General features: G+C 36.1%; 16 protein-coding genes, 2 tRNA genes and 1 pseudogene. 13 read left to right on the forward strand and 6 right to left on the reverse strand.

The window, feature by feature from the left end; genetic code table 11:
• The first annotated feature begins 157 nt into the window (after positions 1 to 157).
• Positions 158 to 385 (forward strand): 50S ribosomal protein L31, encoded by a 228-nt coding sequence (gene rpmE / locus HUV91_RS02685; protein ID WP_130073236.1) that lies wholly within the window; start codon positions 158 to 160, stop codon positions 383 to 385.
• 98 nt (positions 386 to 483) lie between these two features.
• Here the strand turns inward: rpmE and HUV91_RS02690 are convergent, their stop codons facing one another.
• The 3 genes from HUV91_RS02690 to epmB are packed head-to-tail and all read right to left on the reverse strand — an operon-like array spanning position 484 to position 5,504.
• Positions 484 to 2,724, reverse strand: coding sequence for an EAL domain-containing protein (locus tag HUV91_RS02690; protein WP_174492447.1), 2,241 nt, complete (start codon positions 2,722 to 2,724; stop codon positions 484 to 486).
• Positions 2,706 to 4,460, reverse strand: coding sequence for a GTPase (locus HUV91_RS02695; protein ID WP_130073238.1), 1,755 nt, complete (start codon positions 4,458 to 4,460; stop codon positions 2,706 to 2,708). The genes HUV91_RS02690 and HUV91_RS02695 overlap by 19 nt, the downstream gene beginning before the upstream one ends.
• A 27-nt stretch (positions 4,461 to 4,487) precedes the next feature.
• Complete coding sequence (epmB, locus tag HUV91_RS02700; protein WP_174492448.1) at positions 4,488 to 5,504, reverse strand: EF-P beta-lysylation protein EpmB; 1,017 nt, start codon at positions 5,502 to 5,504, stop codon at positions 4,488 to 4,490.
• A 374-nt stretch (positions 5,505 to 5,878) separates the two neighbouring features.
• Between epmB and efp the strand changes: the two genes are divergently transcribed.
• From efp to HUV91_RS02745, 9 genes and pseudogenes are all read left to right on the forward strand, one after another.
• Complete coding sequence (gene efp / locus HUV91_RS02705) at positions 5,879 to 6,448, forward strand: elongation factor P (protein WP_130073240.1); 570 nt, start codon at positions 5,879 to 5,881, stop codon at positions 6,446 to 6,448.
• A 327-nt stretch (positions 6,449 to 6,775) separates the two neighbouring features.
• Positions 6,776 to 8,878 carry a carbon starvation CstA family protein gene (locus tag HUV91_RS02710; RefSeq protein ID WP_174492449.1) on the forward strand — a complete coding sequence of 701 codons (2,103 nt, stop codon included), beginning with the start codon at positions 6,776 to 6,778 and terminating at the stop codon, positions 8,876 to 8,878.
• Between the two features lie 19 nt (positions 8,879 to 8,897).
• Positions 8,898 to 9,200 carry a YbdD/YjiX family protein gene (locus HUV91_RS02715; protein WP_130073242.1) on the forward strand — a complete coding sequence of 101 codons (303 nt, stop codon included), beginning with the start codon at positions 8,898 to 8,900 and terminating at the stop codon, positions 9,198 to 9,200.
• A 170-nt stretch (positions 9,201 to 9,370) separates the two neighbouring features.
• Entirely contained in the window at positions 9,371 to 10,330 is a 960-nt protein-coding gene (locus HUV91_RS02720) for an AAA family ATPase (protein ID WP_174492450.1), read from the forward strand.
• Between the two features lie 11 nt (positions 10,331 to 10,341).
• The gene (locus HUV91_RS02725; RefSeq protein ID WP_174492451.1) at positions 10,342 to 11,280 is read left to right on the forward strand and encodes a DUF58 domain-containing protein; all 939 of its coding nucleotides are present in this window, start codon (positions 10,342 to 10,344) and stop codon (positions 11,278 to 11,280) included.
• 11 nt (positions 11,281 to 11,291) lie between these two features.
• Positions 11,292 to 13,286 carry a transglutaminaseTgpA domain-containing protein gene (locus HUV91_RS02730; RefSeq protein WP_174492452.1) on the forward strand — a complete coding sequence of 665 codons (1,995 nt, stop codon included), beginning with the start codon at positions 11,292 to 11,294 and terminating at the stop codon, positions 13,284 to 13,286.
• A 50-nt stretch (positions 13,287 to 13,336) separates the two neighbouring features.
• Positions 13,337 to 13,413, forward strand: a tRNA-Val gene (locus HUV91_RS02735).
• A gap of 220 nt (positions 13,414 to 13,633) precedes the next feature.
• Positions 13,634 to 14,554 carry a tyrosine-type recombinase/integrase gene (locus HUV91_RS02740; RefSeq protein ID WP_174492453.1) on the forward strand — a complete coding sequence of 307 codons (921 nt, stop codon included), beginning with the start codon at positions 13,634 to 13,636 and terminating at the stop codon, positions 14,552 to 14,554.
• Between the two features lie 22 nt (positions 14,555 to 14,576).
• Positions 14,577 to 15,734 (forward strand): annotated as a pseudogene (locus HUV91_RS02745) (IS3 family transposase).
• 162 nt (positions 15,735 to 15,896) lie between these two features.
• Here the strand turns inward: HUV91_RS02745 and HUV91_RS02750 are convergent.
• On the reverse strand, positions 15,897 to 17,015 hold the full coding sequence (locus HUV91_RS02750) for an acyltransferase family protein (RefSeq protein ID WP_174492454.1): 1,119 nt from the start codon (positions 17,013 to 17,015) through the stop codon (positions 15,897 to 15,899).
• Positions 17,016 to 17,317: 302 nt separating this feature from the next.
• Between HUV91_RS02750 and HUV91_RS02755 the strand changes: the two genes are divergently transcribed.
• The 3 genes from HUV91_RS02755 to HUV91_RS02765 all read left to right on the forward strand — a co-directional run bounded on the left by HUV91_RS02755 (position 17,318) and on the right by HUV91_RS02765 (position 18,406).
• The gene (locus HUV91_RS02755; RefSeq protein WP_111860343.1) at positions 17,318 to 17,698 is read left to right on the forward strand and encodes a hypothetical protein; all 381 of its coding nucleotides are present in this window, start codon (positions 17,318 to 17,320) and stop codon (positions 17,696 to 17,698) included.
• Positions 17,698 to 18,282, forward strand: a complete 585-nt coding sequence (locus HUV91_RS02760) for a glycoside hydrolase family 19 protein (protein ID WP_174492455.1) — start codon at positions 17,698 to 17,700, stop codon at positions 18,280 to 18,282. The genes HUV91_RS02755 and HUV91_RS02760 overlap by 1 nt, the downstream gene beginning before the upstream one ends.
• Positions 18,275 to 18,406: transfer RNA gene (locus HUV91_RS02765), tRNA-OTHER, on the forward strand. The genes HUV91_RS02760 and HUV91_RS02765 overlap by 8 nt, the downstream gene beginning before the upstream one ends.
• Before the next feature lie 96 nt (positions 18,407 to 18,502).
• Here HUV91_RS02765 and HUV91_RS02770 read toward each other — a convergent pair.
• Together HUV91_RS02770 and HUV91_RS02775 are read right to left on the reverse strand one after the other, a co-directional pair.
• Positions 18,503 to 18,850 (reverse strand): hypothetical protein, encoded by a 348-nt coding sequence (locus HUV91_RS02770; protein WP_130073259.1) that lies wholly within the window; start codon positions 18,848 to 18,850, stop codon positions 18,503 to 18,505.
• A gap of 139 nt (positions 18,851 to 18,989) precedes the next feature.
• Positions 18,990 to 20,015, reverse strand: a complete 1,026-nt coding sequence (locus HUV91_RS02775; protein ID WP_130073260.1) for an AraC family transcriptional regulator — start codon at positions 20,013 to 20,015, stop codon at positions 18,990 to 18,992.
• Positions 20,016 to 20,047 lie beyond the last annotated feature (32 nt).

The following is a 20,047-nucleotide window of genomic DNA, read 5'->3' on the forward strand; positions in this document are numbered from 1 at the left end:
GACACTTATAGTCTCGGTGGGCTCAAAAGAAATGGTCTGTTATGGTGTTAGCCTGTTGAATTAATTTTTTAATTTATTCAACCTTGCCTCAGCATTTAAACTGAGAGTGGTTAATTGCGATGACAGCAAAACCTTTCTTAACTTAGGAGAATCGACCATGCGCGCCGATATTCACCCAAAATACGAAAAATTAGTTGCTACTTGTTCATGCGGTAACGTCATTGAAACTCGTTCTGCTTTAGGTAAAGAAACAATTTACCTAGACGTATGTTCTGCTTGTCACCCATTCTATACTGGTAAACAGAAGAATGTTGACACTGGCGGTCGTATCGACAAATTCAAACAACGTTTTGCAGGTATGTCACGTTCTATCAAACGTGGTTAATACAGCAAAACCAAAAAAACGGGCATTTGCCCGTTTTTTTATGACTCTATATTGAGTTTAAAATCGGGTTTATCGTAATATCCCCGATTTTTGAATAGTTATTGATCTTGTACGTCTGTCAATTGATCCAATTTCTTTTGGAAGTATTCACCCTGTAAGAAACGTACATCTACATTCCATGCATTTGCAAAAGAGTTCATATCATCTAAATGAGTCAATAAAAACTCTACAGGTCTGATTTCTATATATTTATGAATCATTTCTTGCAATGATTGCGTTGTGGTCTCTTTGTCTAGCATATGTGTATATTTTTCATCTAGGGTGAAATGGGTAATATCACTTTGCTTTAAGATCGCTTCGCTTGAAATCGTAGAGCCAAAACGACGAATGGCAATATCAGCGCCATATTCACGTAGTATCGAAATATTTTTTTGTGCTTCAATGATGTTTTTAGCAATATCCTCTTCATCAAACTGTAAAATAATAGGATGCGCTGTTCGACTTCCAACAATGGTAATGAGCTTAGAAATAAGTTCAGGGAATTGTTTGTCATGGAATAAAACATGGCGGTTTAAATTAACAATGATTTTTGCCGTCGGGCATTGATGGATAAAGTTATGTAGTTGCTTACAGGCTTCAACCAAAATCCAACGGTCTAATTTAATGGATAATTCAACGTCATCATCGAGTTCAACCAAATTGCTGATTTTTTTCCAGTGATTCTCATAAATAAAACCACTTGTGACTTCATAAGTATACAGATTGGTATCTTGTTTATCATAAAGTTGTTGGTATTTAATACGAATTTCACCTTGTTCTAATTTTTCCGCAATTTGGCGTAGAATAGGTGAATCTGTGAGTTGTACTGTGGTCGGTACAATTTTTTCTTCAGCGATGCTTGGCGTTTCTAGACTGATATTTGCTGTTGGTATTATTTGAATATCTTGTGCCAGTGTTATGCTTTCTAATGCGGGGATATTGTATGGTGCGGTTTCTTCAAGACGAATTTCTTCATGCAGCAATGGGGGCAGTTCAATTTGTGTAGTGTGTAGAGACGCACTCATTTGTAAATCTGATTCAGATGGTTGAGTTGACAATCGTGAATTATACGCTTGAATCAATAATGCGGAAAAATGCGCTTCATTAAACTGATCTGTGTCAATCACAGCACAACCAATTTTTAGATAAAATTGATAAGTTTTTTGATCAATTTCAAGTAACTGGGGTTTTTGCAAAACGTTTAAGTTAGAGATGCGTGATTCTAATAATGTATCCGAACCTGCTTGTAATAGAATACCATAGACACCAACATCAATTTGAAGCACAGTTTGATTGGTTTGTTCTTTGATAAATTTTTGAATTCCTTCAAAGTAACGTGAAATATTTTGCCAAGTTAAATTGAGAACTTCATTTGGGCATTGTGCCAAACTAAACACAATCAGCGCATTTACTTTAGCAGGTTGGTCAATCATCGCACGTTGAAGCTGTGAAAAAGTTTGAGCCCTTGTAGAGGCATGTCCTGCCACTTGATCGTTTTGAGAAGACATTTCAATCGTGAGATGTAAGACATCTTCTTCTGAACCTGGTAAAAACTCAATTTTTAAAGGATTTTGTGTTTTTGCATTTTGGTTGAGAGTTTGAATATCAAAACGTGCGTAATCGAACTGTCCTTGGGTAATTTTCTTAAAACGATTTTTAAAATCGTTCAAATCTTCAGGTTTTAAAATATCTAAAACAGGCAAACCAATAATATCATCTTCACGTTTTAAACCGAAAAGTTGTAAATATTCAGGGTTTGCTTGCGTATGTATACCTTCCTCAAGTACAGCACAGGCTTTATGTTGTTCTTCAACTAAGCTTTGTGCTTGGGTCTTAGCACTTTCTAAGTCTTTGAGTAAATGTTGTTTAGACTGAAGCGCACGACTATAAGATAATGCACGGACTAAGCTGATATAACAATGCTCAGGTGCTGTTAAATCGATAATGTCATAGATCCCTTTATGAATAAAATATTCATATTGTTCAGGTTGATACTCTGTTGGGCGTAATAAAATGACAGGAATATTGATTTGTTCAGAGTTTTGAATCAAGGTGATGACTTGTTCCATTTTTAAATCATAAGCACGACCAAAAATGATTAAATCCCAAGACGTATTGAGTTGTTTTTCAAAACTTTTTAAGTCATCTAATAGCAGACCTTGTGCTAAATGTTCTTTACTTGCAAAAAGTTCCATTAATGAATTATATCGAATTTGATTATCATCAATAATCAGTACTCGTGTTTCAGAGAGTTTTAACTTTTTAGATAATAATAAATTTCTCACTTCAAACTGTCCCATAAGTCATGATGATTTGAATCATATAATTGTTGTTGGATAAACTGGTCAATCAAGAGCTGCTCTTCATCATTGAGCAATTCAAAATCAAACTGCACAAAACTCTGTGAAATAAATAAGGACTTCAATAAATACACTTTAATTTCTTGATGATTAAAACGTAAGTGCAACGCTTGTTGTTCTTTAAAATTCGGTAAATTCGGTAAAACTAAAGATAATTTTGTCAGTTCATCTTGATCTGTTTGTACCAATAAACAAGGTTGATAAATATAACTATTAATCTCAGAAGGTACTTTAATAGCACAAGGATAGATATCCTGTGACAAAATTTCCACGCCGACCTCATAGCTTTTGCGCTCGGCTTGTTTAATCCAACGAATGACTGCACATTTCCATTTATTTTGTTGTGTTTCACTGACTAAAATCAGTTCACCTGTACGTAAATTTTTCGGTACTTCACCTGACCAAGCAATACGATAACCATTAATACTGATATCTAAGACTTCGGCTTGATAAATTTGTTTAACTTCACGGTCAAGCTGCTTAATTTTTTGCGTTTGCGAGGTATCATGCGCGTTATTTGAAATATTGCCTTGTAAATTGGTTTCGGATCTAAAACTGAAATTTTGTTTGAGTTGTAAGGTTTCATCAAAATTCTTAGCATGAGACAAATAAAAATGTGCAGTTTGTAAGGTAAAGCAAATTTCTAACTGTGCAGAATATTCATAACGTTCATGTTGACGTTCAGAGTGAGTCCCTAACACATTGAGAACATGAAACTTTAAAGCTGAGGATAAATGATCTTTTTCATTTGCAGACAAATATGCAGATTCATTTTGAATCGTGTCATTAATATGTTCAAGTAATTGTTGCGTTGAAATAAAAACATTGGGCTTAAAATCTTCATGATGCTTACGATTGTAAATCGGAGAGTGGTCTTTGCTCGTATCTACAATATAGCGAGAAAGTGAACTTTCACGGGGTAAAATTTGTGCTAATTTCGCCCAATCTAGACTGCATTCATAAAGTGCCTGAATCTCATTTGGACGAATCTGATGCGTATTAAATACATCTAATAACAAAACTTGTGCATAAGCTTGTTGGATGTTTTGCACAGAAAAATGTGTACCCTGTAAATGATTGACATTAATGAGCAGCTCATTATTTTTCAATGCCAATTCATATAGTTGATGAATGGTTTGCCACTGATGAGAAAGTGCAGGGCTATATAACATTTGCTGTTGGGTTAATAACAATCCCAGTTGTTGTAAAGCATAATAATTTGCTAAAATACGTGCCGTTTTAAAACTACGATTTTGAGCAAATTTCAAAATCGAATATTTTTGCTGTGTAAGTTGTTGTGAACTACGGTGTGCAATATTGACATAAATTTTCACAAAAAAAGCGCGCATCAAAGTGGTGAGCTCAATAATGTGCTCATTGCGATCAGAATGTGATAAGCCTTGATCTAGAAAGTATTTTTCTAAACCAATGAGCACATTTTCGATGCTCGGATGCAATACTTGCAATAAATCAAAACGTAAAGTTTCTGAGCAATTTAATTCTGCAATTTCATACATCGCATTTAACAAAGCTTCAGACGTATCTCCTAACTTCATGATGGATAAGCCTGACACCCATTGGTGCAGTGCTTCTACTGAAGCCGAGGAGAAGCTTAACTGTTCACGATTTAAAACCGTTGAAGAGTGGAAAATATTGGAAATTTCCTTATTTATCATATTTATATTAAACTCATTTAAAGAAATCTAAAAAGTTATAGCCCCAAACAGCGGTGTTTTATTTTTCTCTCCCGCAATCTCTCGAACCAACTTTGGAACTAAATATCCAGGGAGGTTGGCCAGAAGATCTGTATAAATCTGATCAATGGTATCTGCTTGTAGATCAAAGTGATGTGCACCTTTAACTTTGTCTAATACATGTAAATAATACGGTAATACACCTGCCTCAAACAAGCGTTGACTGAGTTCAACCAACACTTCTGTGGAATCATTCACACCTTTAAGCAACACAGATTGGTTTAAAACCAAAACTTGCTGTTGAACCAAACTTGAAAGTTTACTACAAGTCGTTGAATCAAGTTCCGCAGCATGATTAGCATGCACCACTAGGATGACACGTAGCCGACTGTTTTTCAATAAGTAAGTTAATTCCTCATCGATTCTTTCAGGAATAACAATCGGGACACGTGAGTGAATTCTTAAAATCTTAATTTGTTGCAAAGATTCAAGACGTTCTAACCATAGCGCTAATTTACGATTGGATAAAGTCAGCGGATCTCCACCACTTAAAATCACTTCATTAATGTCAGGATGATTGAGTAAGTAATTTTTGATATGTTGCCAATCCTCATTTTTAGGCAAATTCTCTTGATAGGGAAAATGACGGCGGAAGCAATAACGACAATGTATTGCACATGCGCCTGTCAGGGTCAATAAAAAACGAGATTTGTATTTATGTAATACCCCAGCCAATTGATTGGCAGCTTCTTCCCCCAAAGGATCTGTAACAAAGCCCGCATGTTCTTCAAGTTCTAAATGATGTGGCAAAACTTGCAATAGGAGTGGGTCGAATGGATTCGACTTTTGCATTTTTGCAACAAAAGCACGTGGCACACGTAATTTAAACTGTTGACTCGCTAAAATTGCGCCTGATAACAATTGTTCAGGTGAAAGTTGTAAAATATCGAGCAGCTCATGAGGATCAGTAATTAACTGATTCATTTGAGATTGCCAGTTTTGCTCTTGGTATAAATAGTTTATCATGCCACATACTAGTTGAAAAAGTTGAGGGTCAAACACGGTTTCACATCGTGATGCTGTATAAAACCTTGAAAATTGATATAAATGTGTAACGAATTAATGTATCGTTCCTAGTTTTACATCCCAGCAAGAGTTGATTTTAACGTGAACAAGATCAAGGATAAATAGTGTTTATTTGTGTCTGTATGCATGATGATCAGCCAGTTTTACAGTGTAACAGAAGAATTTAACATTGCTTCATGACTACTTGCTCATTTACAATATTCTAAAATGACAATTTTAGCTTTTGCTAAGCACTTTTTTTTGTTGTTGTACGTTCTCTAACACGGTTTGGACTGTGTTAATAGATTAAGATTAAAGTTTGGAGTGAGCCTTTCATGGCCTATTATTCTACAAATGATTTCAAGTCAGGCCTTAAGGTCATGCTTGACGGTAACCCATGCGCAATCATGGAAAATGAATACGTTAAACCTGGTAAAGGTCAAGCGTTTAACCGTGTAAAATTACGTAACTTACGTTCTGGTAAAGTTTTAGAAAAAACTTTTAAATCAGGCGACTCATTAGAAGCTGCAGACATCGTAGAAGTTGAAATGGACTATCTATATAACGATGGTGAAATGTGGAACTTCATGGATCCTGTAACATTTGAACAGATCGCTGCAGATAAAACTGCAATGGGTGATGCTGCAAAATGGTTAAAAGATGATTCAAATGAAAAATGTACGATCATGTTGTTCAATGGCGTACCTTTAACAGTGAATGCACCAAACTTCGTGGTGTTAAAAATTGTTGAAACTGATCCAGGTGTTCGTGGTGATACATCTGGCGGTGGCGGTAAACCTGCGAAACTTGAAACAGGTGCTGTGGTACGTGTTCCATTATTCGTACAGCAAGAAGAAAGCGTTCGTGTAGATACCCGTACAGGTGATTATTTAGAACGTGCATAATCGTTGAAAAATAGATTATGATCGAAGGGATGATGAAAATCATCCCTTTTTTATTGGGATATTTTCAGAATGCAAATGATTTTGAATCAACTTGTGTATGGAAAGGTATAAGGATTTTACTAAAAGGCATAAATTGTTCGGTACACTCAAAGTCAACGTCATCATCTAGTCATGCTAAATGGGCATATTAGAGCCAATTTGTATGCCAAAGTCGTAGATGAAAATAAAAAATCAAGGAGTAAAGTCATCAGGGAAATGGATCACATAAACTGTATTACGTACATAAAAACAAAGGAATTGCTTTTGTAATCAAGATGTGAGGTATGAATGGAAAATATTCAAAAAAAATCAGGACCATTATCAAAACTGATATGGGTTATCGTTGCGATCGTAGGCGCAATCTCATTTGGAATTTTAGCTGTAAGTCGAGGTGAACATGTCAGTGCTGTATGGTTAGTTTTAGCTGCCATTTGTGTGTATAGCATTGCTTATCGTTTTTATAGTTTATTTATTGCAAATAAAGTCTTTGAACTTAATCCCAGACGTCTCACACCTGCACACCGTTTGGCAGATGGCTTGGATTATGTTCCTACCAATAAATATGTGTTATTCGGACACCATTTTGCAGCGATTGCAGGTGCAGGACCTTTAGTCGGTCCAATTCTTGCTGCACAAATGGGTTATTTACCTGGTACAATCTGGCTTCTCGTCGGCGTTGTGCTTGCAGGGGCAGTACAAGATTTCTTAGTTTTGTTCATTTCGACACGCCGTGATGGTCGTTCACTCGGTGAAATGGCAAAACAGGAACTCGGTTCATTTGCTGGTGTCATCGTTATGCTTGGTGCTTTAGGGGTAATGATCATTATCCTTGCAGTTTTGGCATTGGTGGTCGTGAAGGCATTAACCAATAGTCCATGGGGTGTTTTCAGTATTGCTGCAACCATTCCTATTGCCATTTTTATGGGCATTTATATGCGTTATCTGCGTCCGGGAAAAATCGCAGAAGTGTCGATTATTGGTTTTGTGTTAATGATGGCAGCCATTATTTATGGTGGTGATGTCGCGGCACACCCATATTGGGGGCCATTGTTTACTTTGACTGGTACGCAGTTAACATGGGCATTGATCATTTATGGTTTTATTGCATCGGTTCTACCAGTTTGGTTGTTGTTAGCACCACGTGATTATTTATCCACCTTCTTAAAGATCGGTGTGATTGCAGGTTTAGCAATTGGTATCATGGTGGCGATGCCAATGCTAAAAATGCCATCTACAACGCATTTTGTTGATGGTACAGGCCCTGTCTTTGCAGGTTCAATGTTCCCATTCTTATTCATCACCATTGCCTGTGGTGCGATTTCAGGTTTCCATGCTCTAGTTTCTTCAGGTACAACCCCGAAATTGGTCGACAATGAAGTGAATATTCGTGTCATCGGTTATGGTGGTATGTTGATGGAATCATTTGTCGCAGTCATGGCGATGATCTGTGCAACGGTACTTGAGCCAGGCGTATATTTTGCAATTAATGCACCTGCTGCCGTACTGGGTACAACGGTTGAGTCTGCGGCAGAAGCTGTGCGTAACTTAGGTTTTGTGGTGACACCAGAAACTTTAACGCTTTTAGCTAAAGAGGTTGGTGAAACAACGATTCTTTCTCGTACAGGGGGGGCACCTACTTTTGCGATTGGGATGGCACATATTATTACGGATATTTTTAATAACCGTTCAATGATGGCATTTTGGTATCACTTTGCAATTTTATTCGAAGCATTGTTTATTTTAACTGCTGTAGATGCTGGTACTCGAGCTTGTCGTTTTATGGTGCAAGATACAGTCGGTATCGTGGTTCCTGCACTTAAAAATTCACACAACTTTGTTGGGAATATGCTAGGAACTGCCGTTGCAGTAGCAGGTTGGGGGTTCTTCGTTTACCAAGGTGTGGTCGATCCACTCGGTGGTATTAACAGCTTATGGCCACTATTTGGTATTGGTAACCAAATGCTTGCGGCGATGGCATTGACTCTAGGTACGGTCATCTTGTTTAAAATGAAGAAAGAAAAATATGTGTGGGTGACGATTCTCCCAACTATTTTCTTAATCATTACTTGTATGACTGCAGGTTGGCAAAAAATCTTTCATGAAAATCCGAAAATCGGTTTCTTGGCACAAGCCAATAAATTCTCTGATGCAATTGCCAAAGGTGAGATTTTAAAACCTGCTAAAACACTGGAAGAAATGCAAACCATTGTATTTTCAAATCAAATTAATGCAGCTTTATGTGCATTCTTTATGATTGTGGCGATTATTATGATTTTTGCTGCGATTGGTGTGATTCGTCGTGCCTTAGCGAGTCCAACACCAACTGTAAATGAAGCGCCTGCGGTTTATGCAGACCCTGAAGATACGGTTGTAACTTCAGCGAAACATTAATGTTTGAGAGGTAAGTCAGATGAATCTTAAATTTGCCAAAAGTGGTAAAACGGTGATTTATAAAATCATCAAAATGACCATCATGTCGCAAAAAGACCTGATTTTTAATCCCAAAAACTGGTCGAGAATCGCAACTTTGTGGACACGTTTGCAGCAGAGTTTTCGGTTAATGGTGGGCGTGCCTGATTATCAAAATTATCTGGAGCATATGAAAAAGCACCATCCTGATATGGATGCGATGGATGAAAAAACCTTTCATCGTTATTGTGTCGATGCACGCTATCCATCGGCAAAAGGTGGTTTGAAGAAGTGTCCTTGTTAATCATTTATGATTAGTTCGCATGAAATGAATGGCATCGTAAGATGCCGTTTTAATTAGAGTTCTATACAAACACTATGTAAAGTTGGAGTCATTATTGTATTCGCTTTGAGTATTCCTTAAAACCGTGTATGTTAATCAAATTGCTTAAAATTTTTATTGGGGAATAAAAAGTGATTTGGGGAAAAACTACACCAAAAGTTATAGAACAAAATAAGACAAATGAACATTTAGATTTAGGTGCATACTACCCAAAAATTGATCAATTCTTAACAAAAATCAATCGTATTATTTTAGATAAGCCTCAACAAACAAAACTTGCTTTGTGCAGCCTACTCGCAGGTGGGCATTTATTATTTGAAGACTTGCCAGGGTTGGGGAAGACGACACTCGCGAGTAGTTTGTCACGCCTTGCTGGCTTAGATTTTCAACGCATTCAATTTACCAATGATATGCTGGCAAGTGATGTGATAGGGATTAATATGTTTAACCAAAAAGAACATCAATTTGAGTTTAAATATGGTCCTATTTTCACGCAAATATTATTAGCAGATGAAATTAACCGTTGTAGTCCTAAAACTCAAAGTGCACTGTTAGAGGCAATGGAAGAGGGTAATGTTACGGTCGATGGAACACGTTATGAATTACCCAAACCATTTTGGGTCATTGCCACACAAAACCCATTATTCCAGAGTGGAACCTACAGCCTACCTGAATCTCAACTCGATCGATTTCTCATGCGACTATCCTTGGGCTATCCATCACGTGATGCGGAAAAGAGCTTATTACAGCAGGATTCACGACAGAATTTGATTAGCCAATTGCAATCTATTTTTGAACAGCAGGAAATTTTGCAATTACAAAGTCATGCCAATAAAATTACAATAAATGATTTGGTTTTTGATTATATACTTGATTTGGCAGAAGAAACTCGTAAAGGTCGTCATGGCTTATCTACACGTGGACTTTTGGCATTAAAGAAAGCAGCTCAAGCATATGCACTGATTGAAAAACGTCGGTTTGTCATTACGGATGATGTGCAAGCGGTATTTGTGGCTGTGGTTTCGCATCGAATTGGATTGGGTGACGCAGAAACACAGGCATTGATGCAAAAAGTTGCAGTAAAAGGTTGACAGGACTGACCATGTTAAAAGAAAGGTTTGTCCGCTGGCTACATTTGCGTTTTCGCTATACAGGCATCCGTACATTAAAACAAAATGAAGTCCTAGTTTTTATCTACCAACAAGGCTTTTTATATTTGGTCTTAATATTCATCACTTTTATAGCGGGAATCAACTATGCCAATAACCTGATTTTAGCTTTCTGTTTTTTAATCAGTGCGATTTTGTGTATCAGTTTTTATTTGAGTTTTAAGCAGTTGCATGGTGTTACTTTGCAAGTTGTGGTCGATGAAGTTGGCAAAGTTAATGAAGTTTTTAAGGTTAAAATTATTTTGCAACAAGCACAGGCAAGCGCAAAGTATTTAAATTTTAAAATCAGTGATCCTGAGTACAAAGCATCAAATAAGGATGCTCAAATTCATAGTTTTTTATTTCAAGACAAACAACAAAGCTTTGAAATCCATTTGATCCCAGATCAGCGTGGTCAATTAAAAATCCCACCGATTCAAATTTATTCTACGTATCCGCTCGGTTTGGTGCGTGCGTGGACCTATATTTATTTAACTGAAAACTATTGGGTCGCACCTGAAGCTCAAGCTTTTTCACAGAATTTGCAGCACTTTTCACATACAGGTGACCCTGATTTAGATGAGTTTAAGGAACTGCGTAACTTTAAGTTGGGAGATTCTTTACAAAGCGTTTCGTGGAAACAAGCAGCTCGTGGGCAGGGACTATTTGTTAAACAATTTGAAGATTTGGTGGATCAGCATGTGATGCAGATCGAATATCATCAAATGCCGAGTGCAGACCATGAAAAAAAACTGAGTTTTATGATGGAGTTGGTAGATCAATGTGAGCATTCCCAAACGCCGTATTGCGTGATTTTACCGCATGCACAGATTGAGCAAGGTGTTGGTGAGCGACATTATATTCAAGTCAAAACTTTGTTGGCACAGGCTTAGGGGTGTTGAACATGAATAAATCCATTCAAATTTCCATTCTGTGTGCATTGGGTTTAATTTGGTTAGCACAAGTGGCATTTATGCCGATCGCATTGTCAATTTTATTTTTGCTGAATATTATGGGTTTAGCAGCGTATTATCATAAGAAAAATCAGCATGAAATTTTTGATTTCCCCAAATATCCCAAAATTATTTTTGCTGTTTTAGCTTTAGTGATTATCTATTTAGATGCTGGAACATTTTTGGGTGTGGAGGCAGGCACTGCTGTTTTATCGACTTTTTTATTTGCTAAAGCTTTAGAAACTAAAAGTAAACGAGATTTTATTATTCTGTTTAATTTTGCATTATTTGTGAGTGCAAGTTTATTTTTACACAGTCAAGCCTTTTGGATGGCGTTATTGGTTTTATGTTGTTTAATCAGTTGTTTGGTTGGGCTTTATCGAGTGCAAACGGTAAATTTTGAAACTTCACAGCCTGTATTAAAATCGCTTAAAACAGATGCTTTACATATTTTAAAATTTATTGGTTTAGCATTACCATTTTTTATTCTACTGTTCTTATTTTTCCCACGATTACCGCCACTTTGGCAGATTCCTATTCCGCAAAATAAAGCAGTAACAGGACTCAGTGATAGCATGTCACCTGGTGATCTCGCGGAGTTATCGCAGTCAAGTGCTTTGGCTTTTCGTATTATTGCTAATATGCAAGCATTACCAGCACGCTCTGAATTGTATTGGCGGGCAATGGTGTTAGATCATTATGATGGTACACGTTGGACCAGTAGTTTTGTGAATCAACAAGTAAAATCGACGCCATCTCTTGTGGCAAATATAGGATTCTATTATCAATATTTGCCTAGTGATCCGAGTCAACCGTGGATTACTGCTTTAGAAAAATCAGTGCCAACGGAAAATAAATATATTTTGCGTGAAGATTGGTCAATTATTCCACGGCGTATGGTGCAGCGAACGCAACCCATTCAGTTGCAATGGATTGGGAATGATGGGTTTGATGGAGAAAATGGCGTAACAAGCCAACATATGCTAAAGAACAGTTTGAATTATCCTTTAAATCGCGATGTGCAAGCACAGAAATTAGCACAAAAATTATATCAACAAAGCCAACACAACCCTGAACGATATATTCATAATGTATTGAATTGGTACAAAAAAGAAAAATTTGTTTATACCCTTGCACCAGGAAAGTTAGCGAATAATCGTATGGATGAGTTTTTATTTCAATCCAAACAAGGTTTTTGTGAACATTATGCTGCAAGCTTTACATTGCTCATGCGTTATGTTGGCATTCCTGCCCGTGTGGTGACAGGTTATCAAGGTGGAGAACTTGCCCCCGATGGGCAAAGTTGGGAGGTTCGTCAACTCGACGCACATGCATGGACGGAAGTTTATGTACAAGGGAAGTGGCACCGTATTGACCCTACAGCAATCATTGCACCAATGCGGGTGGATAATGGCATGCAAAATATGATGAAGGATGATCAGGTGATTTTTGGGGATACGCATTATTCGAGTTTAAAATTACAACATTCTTCGATTTTGCGTAGTTTCAGAGTGTGGAGTGATTACGCAAGCTTTCAGTGGCAAAGTAAAGTCGTGGGTTATGATGCCGAGAAGCAAAATAGTTGGATGAAAAAACTAGGTTTAACATCAAGCTACAGTTTTGGCTTGGTTTTAATTTTGGGAATGATGGGACTGTTGTTGCTCTATTGGGGAGTGAACAAAGTTTTAAATATTCAGAAAATGTCGACTGTGGAAAGACTCATTTTGAACTTTAACCGCCAATTAGATGTGCACCATCAAAAAGCGATCTCTGAAACTTTTCAACAGTGGATGAGTCGTTTGTCTCAGCAGTCACAGCGAGCAGAACTGTTTATGCAGACCAATGAGATGTTTCAAAAAATTGTGTATTTAGCTGATAAAAATCAAAATGATATTCAGAAATTTAAATTTTTGCTTAAAGAGTGTGCGAATGATTTAAAGAGATGAAATTAATGCTTGTCAGATGATAGAAAAATGAATAGTATTCTCAGCACCTCAGGTTTATAGCTCAGTTGGTTAGAGCGCTACGTTGACATCGTAGAGGTCACCAGTTCGAATCTGGTTAAACCTACCAAGATCTTTATTGATATATATCAATAATATAAGGGCAAAATTGTAGTGATTTTGCCCTGTTTTTTATGTCAAATAGGTCAGCTTTGAGTAATCAAAATACTCAAAATTTGCATTAAAAACTGCTTTATATTTCGCTTTTGGGCGCCAAATTTTAAGAACGTATGTGTCTTTAAAGATTTTGGTGCCCAAATTACGGCCCCAAATATTTAGAGTTAGTAATTATGCAAAAACCTGTCAAACGTGGCAATGCCTGGCGCATCCAAGTCAAATACAAACATCTCCGTGATGCAGCTACTCGTGATACACCTGAAGAATGCACTCAATGGGCATACAAACGCCTAATTGAATTGCAACTTGAGTATGAAAAAGAACTAGAAAATTTAAATAAACCTAAATGCACCTTACGTGAGCTTTTCCACCTCTACTATGAAAAGTGTGGCCAGTTCAAAAAAAGCAAAGAATATACACGTAATCATCTAAAGTGGCTTGATCGTTACTATGGCGATCTAGTTGATAAATCTATTCACGAAATCACACCAAAACTTATTACAGAAAATCGTGATAGACGTTTGAAGATGGTACAACCTGCAACTGTACATAGAGAAATGAGTTTAGGGTCCGTGGTATTTACCTTTGCTGTGCGTGAAGCATTTCTAATTCCATCAAATCCATTTAACTTAGTTAAAAAGCCTATTAAACCGCAATCACGGCAAAACCGTATTAGCCAAACACAGATTGAGCAGATCCTAAAAGGTTTGGATAATTATCATGAAAATATGGTACCCAATACACCAGGACATTTTGTTGCTTGGTGTTTCTTGTTTGCGCTTGAAACAGCAATGCGCAAAGGTGAAATTCTAGGTATTCATAAAGAACATGATCATGGTGATTATGTACATTTGCCTGATACCAAGAATGGTACTTCACGTGATGTACCACTTTCACATAAGGCTAGAAAGCTTTTAGATTTATTACCTGATCGTAAAGGTGGTTTAATTCCTCACAGTTCTAATTCATTTAGACTTTTATGGCAGCGAAATTTAAAACGTACTGGCTTAGATGGTGAGTTGACGTTCCACGATACAAGGCATGAAGCGATGATGTGTGCTGATAAAAACGGAGACTTTAACTTGGTAAACTAAACTTACTCAACAGGAGTTTACCATGAGTAAAAAGCAAAAAATTTATACAACAGAATTTAAAGCTGAAGCAATAAAAGCCATTGAAGAAAACAAAGGTAATGTTTCCGAAACAGCACGACAACTCGGTATTTCCATGCAAACGCTATCGAATTGGCATAAAAAAGCAAAGGCAGGAACATTAGCTGGCACACAACAATATTCGCCTGATCTCGTTGCTCTACTCGAAGAAAATAAGAAGCTGAAACAACAACTTAAAACTTCCGAAATGGAAAGAGAATTTCTAAAAAAAGCAGCGGCGTACTTTGCCAAGGAAAATCAGTGAAGTACGCTTATATGAAAGAGCATAAAAACACATATCCAACAATAATGATGGCTAGGTTGCTAAAAATTTCAATATCAAGGTTTTATGATTGGTTAAAGCGGGGCTTAAGTAAACGAGTTATTCAAAGAAACCAACAGACCATCTTGGTCAAAATTGCCCATCAAGAAACTAAAGAAAGTTATGGACATATTCGCTTAACAAGGTATTTACAGTCACAAGGCATTCAAATTAGCGAGTATGCAGTACGTTGCATTAAACAGCAGAATCATCTGTATTGTAAGCGTTTCAAAAGGACAACAAATAGCGATCACAATCGTTATGTTTACAATAATTTGTTAGAGCAAAACTTTATAGAGACTACCCCAAACATTGCGTGGGTAAGTGACATTACATATATATGGACAGCTGAAGGCTGGCTGTATTTAGCTGCGTTAAAAGACCTTTGCACTAAACAAGTAGTTGGGTATAGCTTGAGTGCAAGGATGACAACACAACTTGTTTGTAATGCACTGAGTATGGCTATTCGCAATCATAAACCACCTCGAAACTTAATTATTCATTCGGACAGAGGCAGTCAATATTGTAGTCATGAATATCGGAATATGCTTGAAAAATATAGTTTTCAAGGTTCGATGAGTAAAAAAGGGTGACTGTTTTGATAATGCACCAATTGAAAGTTTCTGGGGAATATTAAAGAACGAACTTGTACATCATCGGAACTATAAAACGAGGGAAGAAGCTAAGGCAGATATTACAAAATACATAGAGCTCTTCTATAATCAGCAGAGAATTCAGAAAGGACTGAATTTTAAGACACCAAATCAAATGGCAGAGGACTTTTACAAGTTAGTTGCCTAGAATCTCCCAAGTGGAAGTGTCCTGTTATTTCAGCACACATCAGAGAGCGCAATGTTTGTCTGCGGGAACCGTAAGAGTAAGATTAACGAACACGACTAATGCTCCTATTGATTTACCTAATGGGACAATACGCTTAAGAATCGTATAATAGAAAGACACCAATTAAGGTGTCTTTCTCATAATCTTACTTTCTATCCATTTTCCAACTTTTATAGATAAATCATCAATATAATTGCTATATGGAATTGATAAAATAATTGTAACGATTATTACTATTATTGATGCAATGATAGAACTAATTAAATAGCCATAGCTTAATAAATAGTTAAATACAGGAATACCAACAACATAGATAATTAACATATGTAATAAATACATTGAAAATGAAAGTCTTCCAAGATATACAAAAAACTTATTATCTAATAGTGATGAAAGTTTATCATTCATTAATATGCTATAAACTATTAATGGTGCACATAGTACATTTAATAAGGTTGCTGTTTTAGTATTTAATATTGATGTTATCAATTGATAAGAAAAACTATTATTATGAGCACCAGCAAAATATAAGCCTAAAATAAGCATTGGGAGAGCAATGTAGATGTTTATTTTTTTACCATATAGATAAAATAACATTCCTAGAACAAAACTAAAAAAACCAAAACCCATTTTTAAAGATACTAAAAACCCTAGTATCGTAAATATTAAAGCTATGGCTAGTAAAAGTATTTTTGATTTTTGAGTTAGATAGCAAAGTAAAAAAATCAAGAATGAACCAAATAGCTCAATTTGCATTGTCCACAATACCCAGTTGTACTGGGATTTCCCGAAGATAAAAGCACTGATCGCGCCATCATATAATGCATATAAGATTGAGCTATCATACGAGCCTATATTTGCAGCCCAATTTGATACATGAGATGAATCAACATTAATGAGAAAAACAGTATAACAAATTAAAACAGAAATTACCGCTGGTATTGCTAAGCGCGGATATCGCTTGACGCTCATTGATATTATTTTTTTATTAATATTTTCCTTTTTATTTAAAATTGCATAACTTAGCACATATCCACTAAGAACAAAAAAAACAAAAACAGCGGCATTTCCAGAATATATGAAACCAAAAGGTGAGTCATAAAGCCCTAAAAAAGCTTTAAATTTAGGAACACTAGAAGCATATTCATGGGCGTAAGGGTAAAATGTAAATACTAAATGAGATAGAACGACTGCTAAACATGCTAAGCCTCTTATGCTTTCTGCTGAATTTATTTTAGACATACTATAAATATTAAAGAAATTTTCATGATTATAAATATTTTTAAAATTAATGCATTATTTAGTTAACCTGAATTTGAGGGAGTAATGATACGAATGCTCAATATTATCTAAATTTATTCGATGATATGATCCATAGAAAAGAATTTTTTAGTATTTTATATTAATAAACAATATGTTATGTTTTGGTAATTTTTTTACTGTTTTTTACATCTAACTAAGGTTATTAATACACAAACAACCACACCTTACCCTGATCTTTAATACGAAGATCGGGGTTTTTATTATTTAAAGTTGAGGTGGGTATGCAGGAAAATACGATTCCGTGGATCATTAAAGTTGTTCCAGCAGTTGTAGGGGCGTTATTAGCGTTAGTGTTGAGTGGCGATATTGATAAAGAGGGGAAAATTAAAGTTTCATTTGCAGTGATTGGTAAGTTTGTTGCAAGTGTGACGGTGAGCTTGTACGGTGGCTCTGCATTCATTGAGCATTTTGGCTTGCTTGAAAAGTCAACGATGTATCAAGGTTTTGTGATGTTGATCTTTGCTGTCTTTGGTTTGCTTGCGATCGGCATCGTGTACCAATCAATTGCTTTATTGAAAGGCAAGCCATTATCTGAGGTTATTTCCGAAATTAAAGCAGCTTTTATTTCAATCATCGGGAATGGCAAAGGAGGGCAAAGCTAATGAATAAAGATCAAATTAAAAAGCTGCAAAAGAATGTAGGTGTGAATGCTGATGGTTTTATTGGTCGCGACACATTTACAGCATTATTTAAAAAACTAGGTGCATCAGATGTACGTGCTAATGAATTAGCACTTGCGGCAAATGTACACATGCGTACTTTTAAAATTTTAGATAGTGCAAATCGTTTTGTAAATTTCATTGCTCAACTTGCACATGAATCTGGCAACTTTCGATACATGGAAGAAATTGCATCTGGTGCAGCGTATGAAGGTCGAAAAGATTTAGGTAATGTGATTGCAGGTGATGGAAAGCGTTATAAAGGACGTGGACCAATCCAGTTAACTGGACGTGCAAATTATCATAAGTATGGTCAAGCATTGGGTTTTGATTTTGAAAATCATCCTGAGATTGTGGCTTATCCAAGCGTTGGTATGTTAGTGGCCTGTAAATATTGGTCTGATAATGGACTTAATGAATTGGCAGATCAGGACGATGTGTTAGCAATCACCAAGCGTATCAATGGTGGTACTAATGGTTTGGCAGATCGTAAAGCACATTTGGCAAAATTGAAGTCATGGGTTTGATTTTATTGTAACAAAATAAAGGGCGCAACTTGGGCGCCAATAAGGATTAAGTATCTGATTTTTAAAGTTGTACCGTTCTTTGACATCGTAGAGGTCACCAGTTCGAATCTGGTTAAACCTACCAAGATTTTTATTGATATTTGATCAATATTAAAAAAGGGAAAATCATCAAGATTTTCCCTTTTTTATTGTTTAACTTTATAAAATAATTTTTCAATCTTTACATGGGAAAGTCATTCAAAGATTCAGCGATATTCAGTTTTTTCAGAGAATTGGTTTCTAATGCTAAACATAATGCGACAATCTTTGCAGCGTCGGCTAAATGTTCTTTTTGCAATGCAAGACCATTTTGAATTGCATTTAAATTTTCTTTTTGAATATCTAAAGCACGTGCGAAATCATGATTTTCTTGGCTTGCAATAAACTGCACAATCGCTTGATTTAAATCATGTTGTGGTGCATTTAACATGGCATCAATAATTTCATCGAGTTGTTCAGTTTGAGCAGATAAAGAAACAACAAAATTTTGCACAAGTGAGCGTTCAAGCACGTCAGAAATTTTATTCATGGAAGAACCTGTAAAAACAGTAAGACTAAAGAGGGAGAGATAACTAGCCATAAAGAAGCTAGAAATTGAATGAAAAATAACCTATTTTAATGATTGAATCAACTTGATTCGGACGAATGAACAGTCTCTTTAAAATATTTCAAAATATCAGGGATGAGTCTCGATAAGAGCCGGGATTTACACCAGTCCATTTTTTAAATGCACGATGAAATGCACTCGGGTCTTGGAAATATAATTCACTACTGATTTCTTGTAGTGTTTTTTGTGTGGTTGTTAAAAGTTCAATCGCAGTATCACGGCGTATTTCATTTTTGAGTTGCTGATAACTTGTGCCTTCGTTTTTTAAGCGGCGTTGTATCGTCGCTTCCGACATATTGAGTTGTTTTGCCAAAACATTCAGCTCAAGCCACTGCTCAGGTGACTGTTGCATGAGGGATTTACGGATGATTGAGCTCAGAGCATGTGGATTTTTAAAACGAACCAATAAGTTTTCAGGGGTATTTTTTATAAATTCATACCAAGACTTTTGGTCTTGTTTGATGGCGATTTTTAAATAATTAGCATCAAATTGGATGTAATTTTCATCTGAATGATAATGAATGTTTTCACAAAACCGTACTTTATAATCATGATCATCTTGTGGAGCGGCACATCGCAGTTGAATTTTGTTAATGATTAAACGTTGTCCACTGAGCCAACAAATTAAACCATGAATTAGCATGAGATAGGTGGCATATGCAAACATATTTTTAGGTGCTTGCCGATCATAAATGACAATATAAGCATAATTTTCTTCAACAAATAGCGTGCTCGAAAAGTCATCTAAAATTGCATTTAAAAACTGTAAAATTTGTGTCAGTGCAATTTTGACATTTTCAGCTTGCATCAGCATTTTTGACAAGAGTTGAAAACTGCCTCTACGCATCGCATGGCTGTCCATACCAAAAAACTCATCATTCATTTGATTTGCGATTTCTGTCCAAAGTAGGGCAAATGTATGAACGGAAACTCTACTTTTATCTGATTGCATTAATTCTGGAGAAATGCCCATTTTTTGGATTAATTGTGCTAAGTCTAAATTTTTATTTTGTGCAGTGGCTAGGGCTTCTTGTACCAATGTAATAGAAATCGTTCCCTTACTGTACTTGGGTAGTTGATTATCCATAGGTTATTCCATTATTTTGTAGCACGACGTCA

This window comes from Acinetobacter sp. Marseille-Q1623 (genome assembly GCF_902809895.1).
GTDB lineage: Bacteria > Pseudomonadota > Gammaproteobacteria > Pseudomonadales > Moraxellaceae > Acinetobacter > Acinetobacter piscicola_A.

Bases quoted from the DNA above. Each gene is read 5' to 3' on its own strand.
- rpmE (WP_130073236.1), top strand. From the start codon at position 158: ATGCGCGCCGATATTCACCCAAAATACGAAAAATTAGTTGCTACTTGT.
- HUV91_RS02690 (WP_174492447.1), bottom strand. From the start codon at position 2,724: ATGGGACAGTTTGAAGTGAGAAATTTATTATTATCTAAAAAGTTAAAA.
- HUV91_RS02695 (WP_130073238.1), bottom strand. From the start codon at position 4,460: ATGATAAATAAGGAAATTTCCAATATTTTCCACTCTTCAACGGTTTTA.
- epmB (WP_174492448.1), bottom strand. From the start codon at position 5,504: ATGATAAACTATTTATACCAAGAGCAAAACTGGCAATCTCAAATGAAT.
- efp (WP_130073240.1), top strand. From the start codon at position 5,879: ATGGCCTATTATTCTACAAATGATTTCAAGTCAGGCCTTAAGGTCATG.
- HUV91_RS02710 (WP_174492449.1), top strand. From the start codon at position 6,776: ATGGAAAATATTCAAAAAAAATCAGGACCATTATCAAAACTGATATGG.
- HUV91_RS02715 (WP_130073242.1), top strand. From the start codon at position 8,898: ATGAATCTTAAATTTGCCAAAAGTGGTAAAACGGTGATTTATAAAATC.
- HUV91_RS02725 (WP_174492451.1), top strand. From the start codon at position 10,342: ATGTTAAAAGAAAGGTTTGTCCGCTGGCTACATTTGCGTTTTCGCTAT.
- HUV91_RS02730 (WP_174492452.1), top strand. From the start codon at position 11,292: ATGAATAAATCCATTCAAATTTCCATTCTGTGTGCATTGGGTTTAATT.
- HUV91_RS02740 (WP_174492453.1), top strand. From the start codon at position 13,634: ATGCAAAAACCTGTCAAACGTGGCAATGCCTGGCGCATCCAAGTCAAA.
- HUV91_RS02750 (WP_174492454.1), bottom strand. From the start codon at position 17,015: ATGTCTAAAATAAATTCAGCAGAAAGCATAAGAGGCTTAGCATGTTTA.
- HUV91_RS02755 (WP_111860343.1), top strand. From the start codon at position 17,318: ATGCAGGAAAATACGATTCCGTGGATCATTAAAGTTGTTCCAGCAGTT.
- HUV91_RS02760 (WP_174492455.1), top strand. From the start codon at position 17,698: ATGAATAAAGATCAAATTAAAAAGCTGCAAAAGAATGTAGGTGTGAAT.
- HUV91_RS02770 (WP_130073259.1), bottom strand. From the start codon at position 18,850: ATGAATAAAATTTCTGACGTGCTTGAACGCTCACTTGTGCAAAATTTT.
- HUV91_RS02775 (WP_130073260.1), bottom strand. From the start codon at position 20,015: ATGGATAATCAACTACCCAAGTACAGTAAGGGAACGATTTCTATTACA.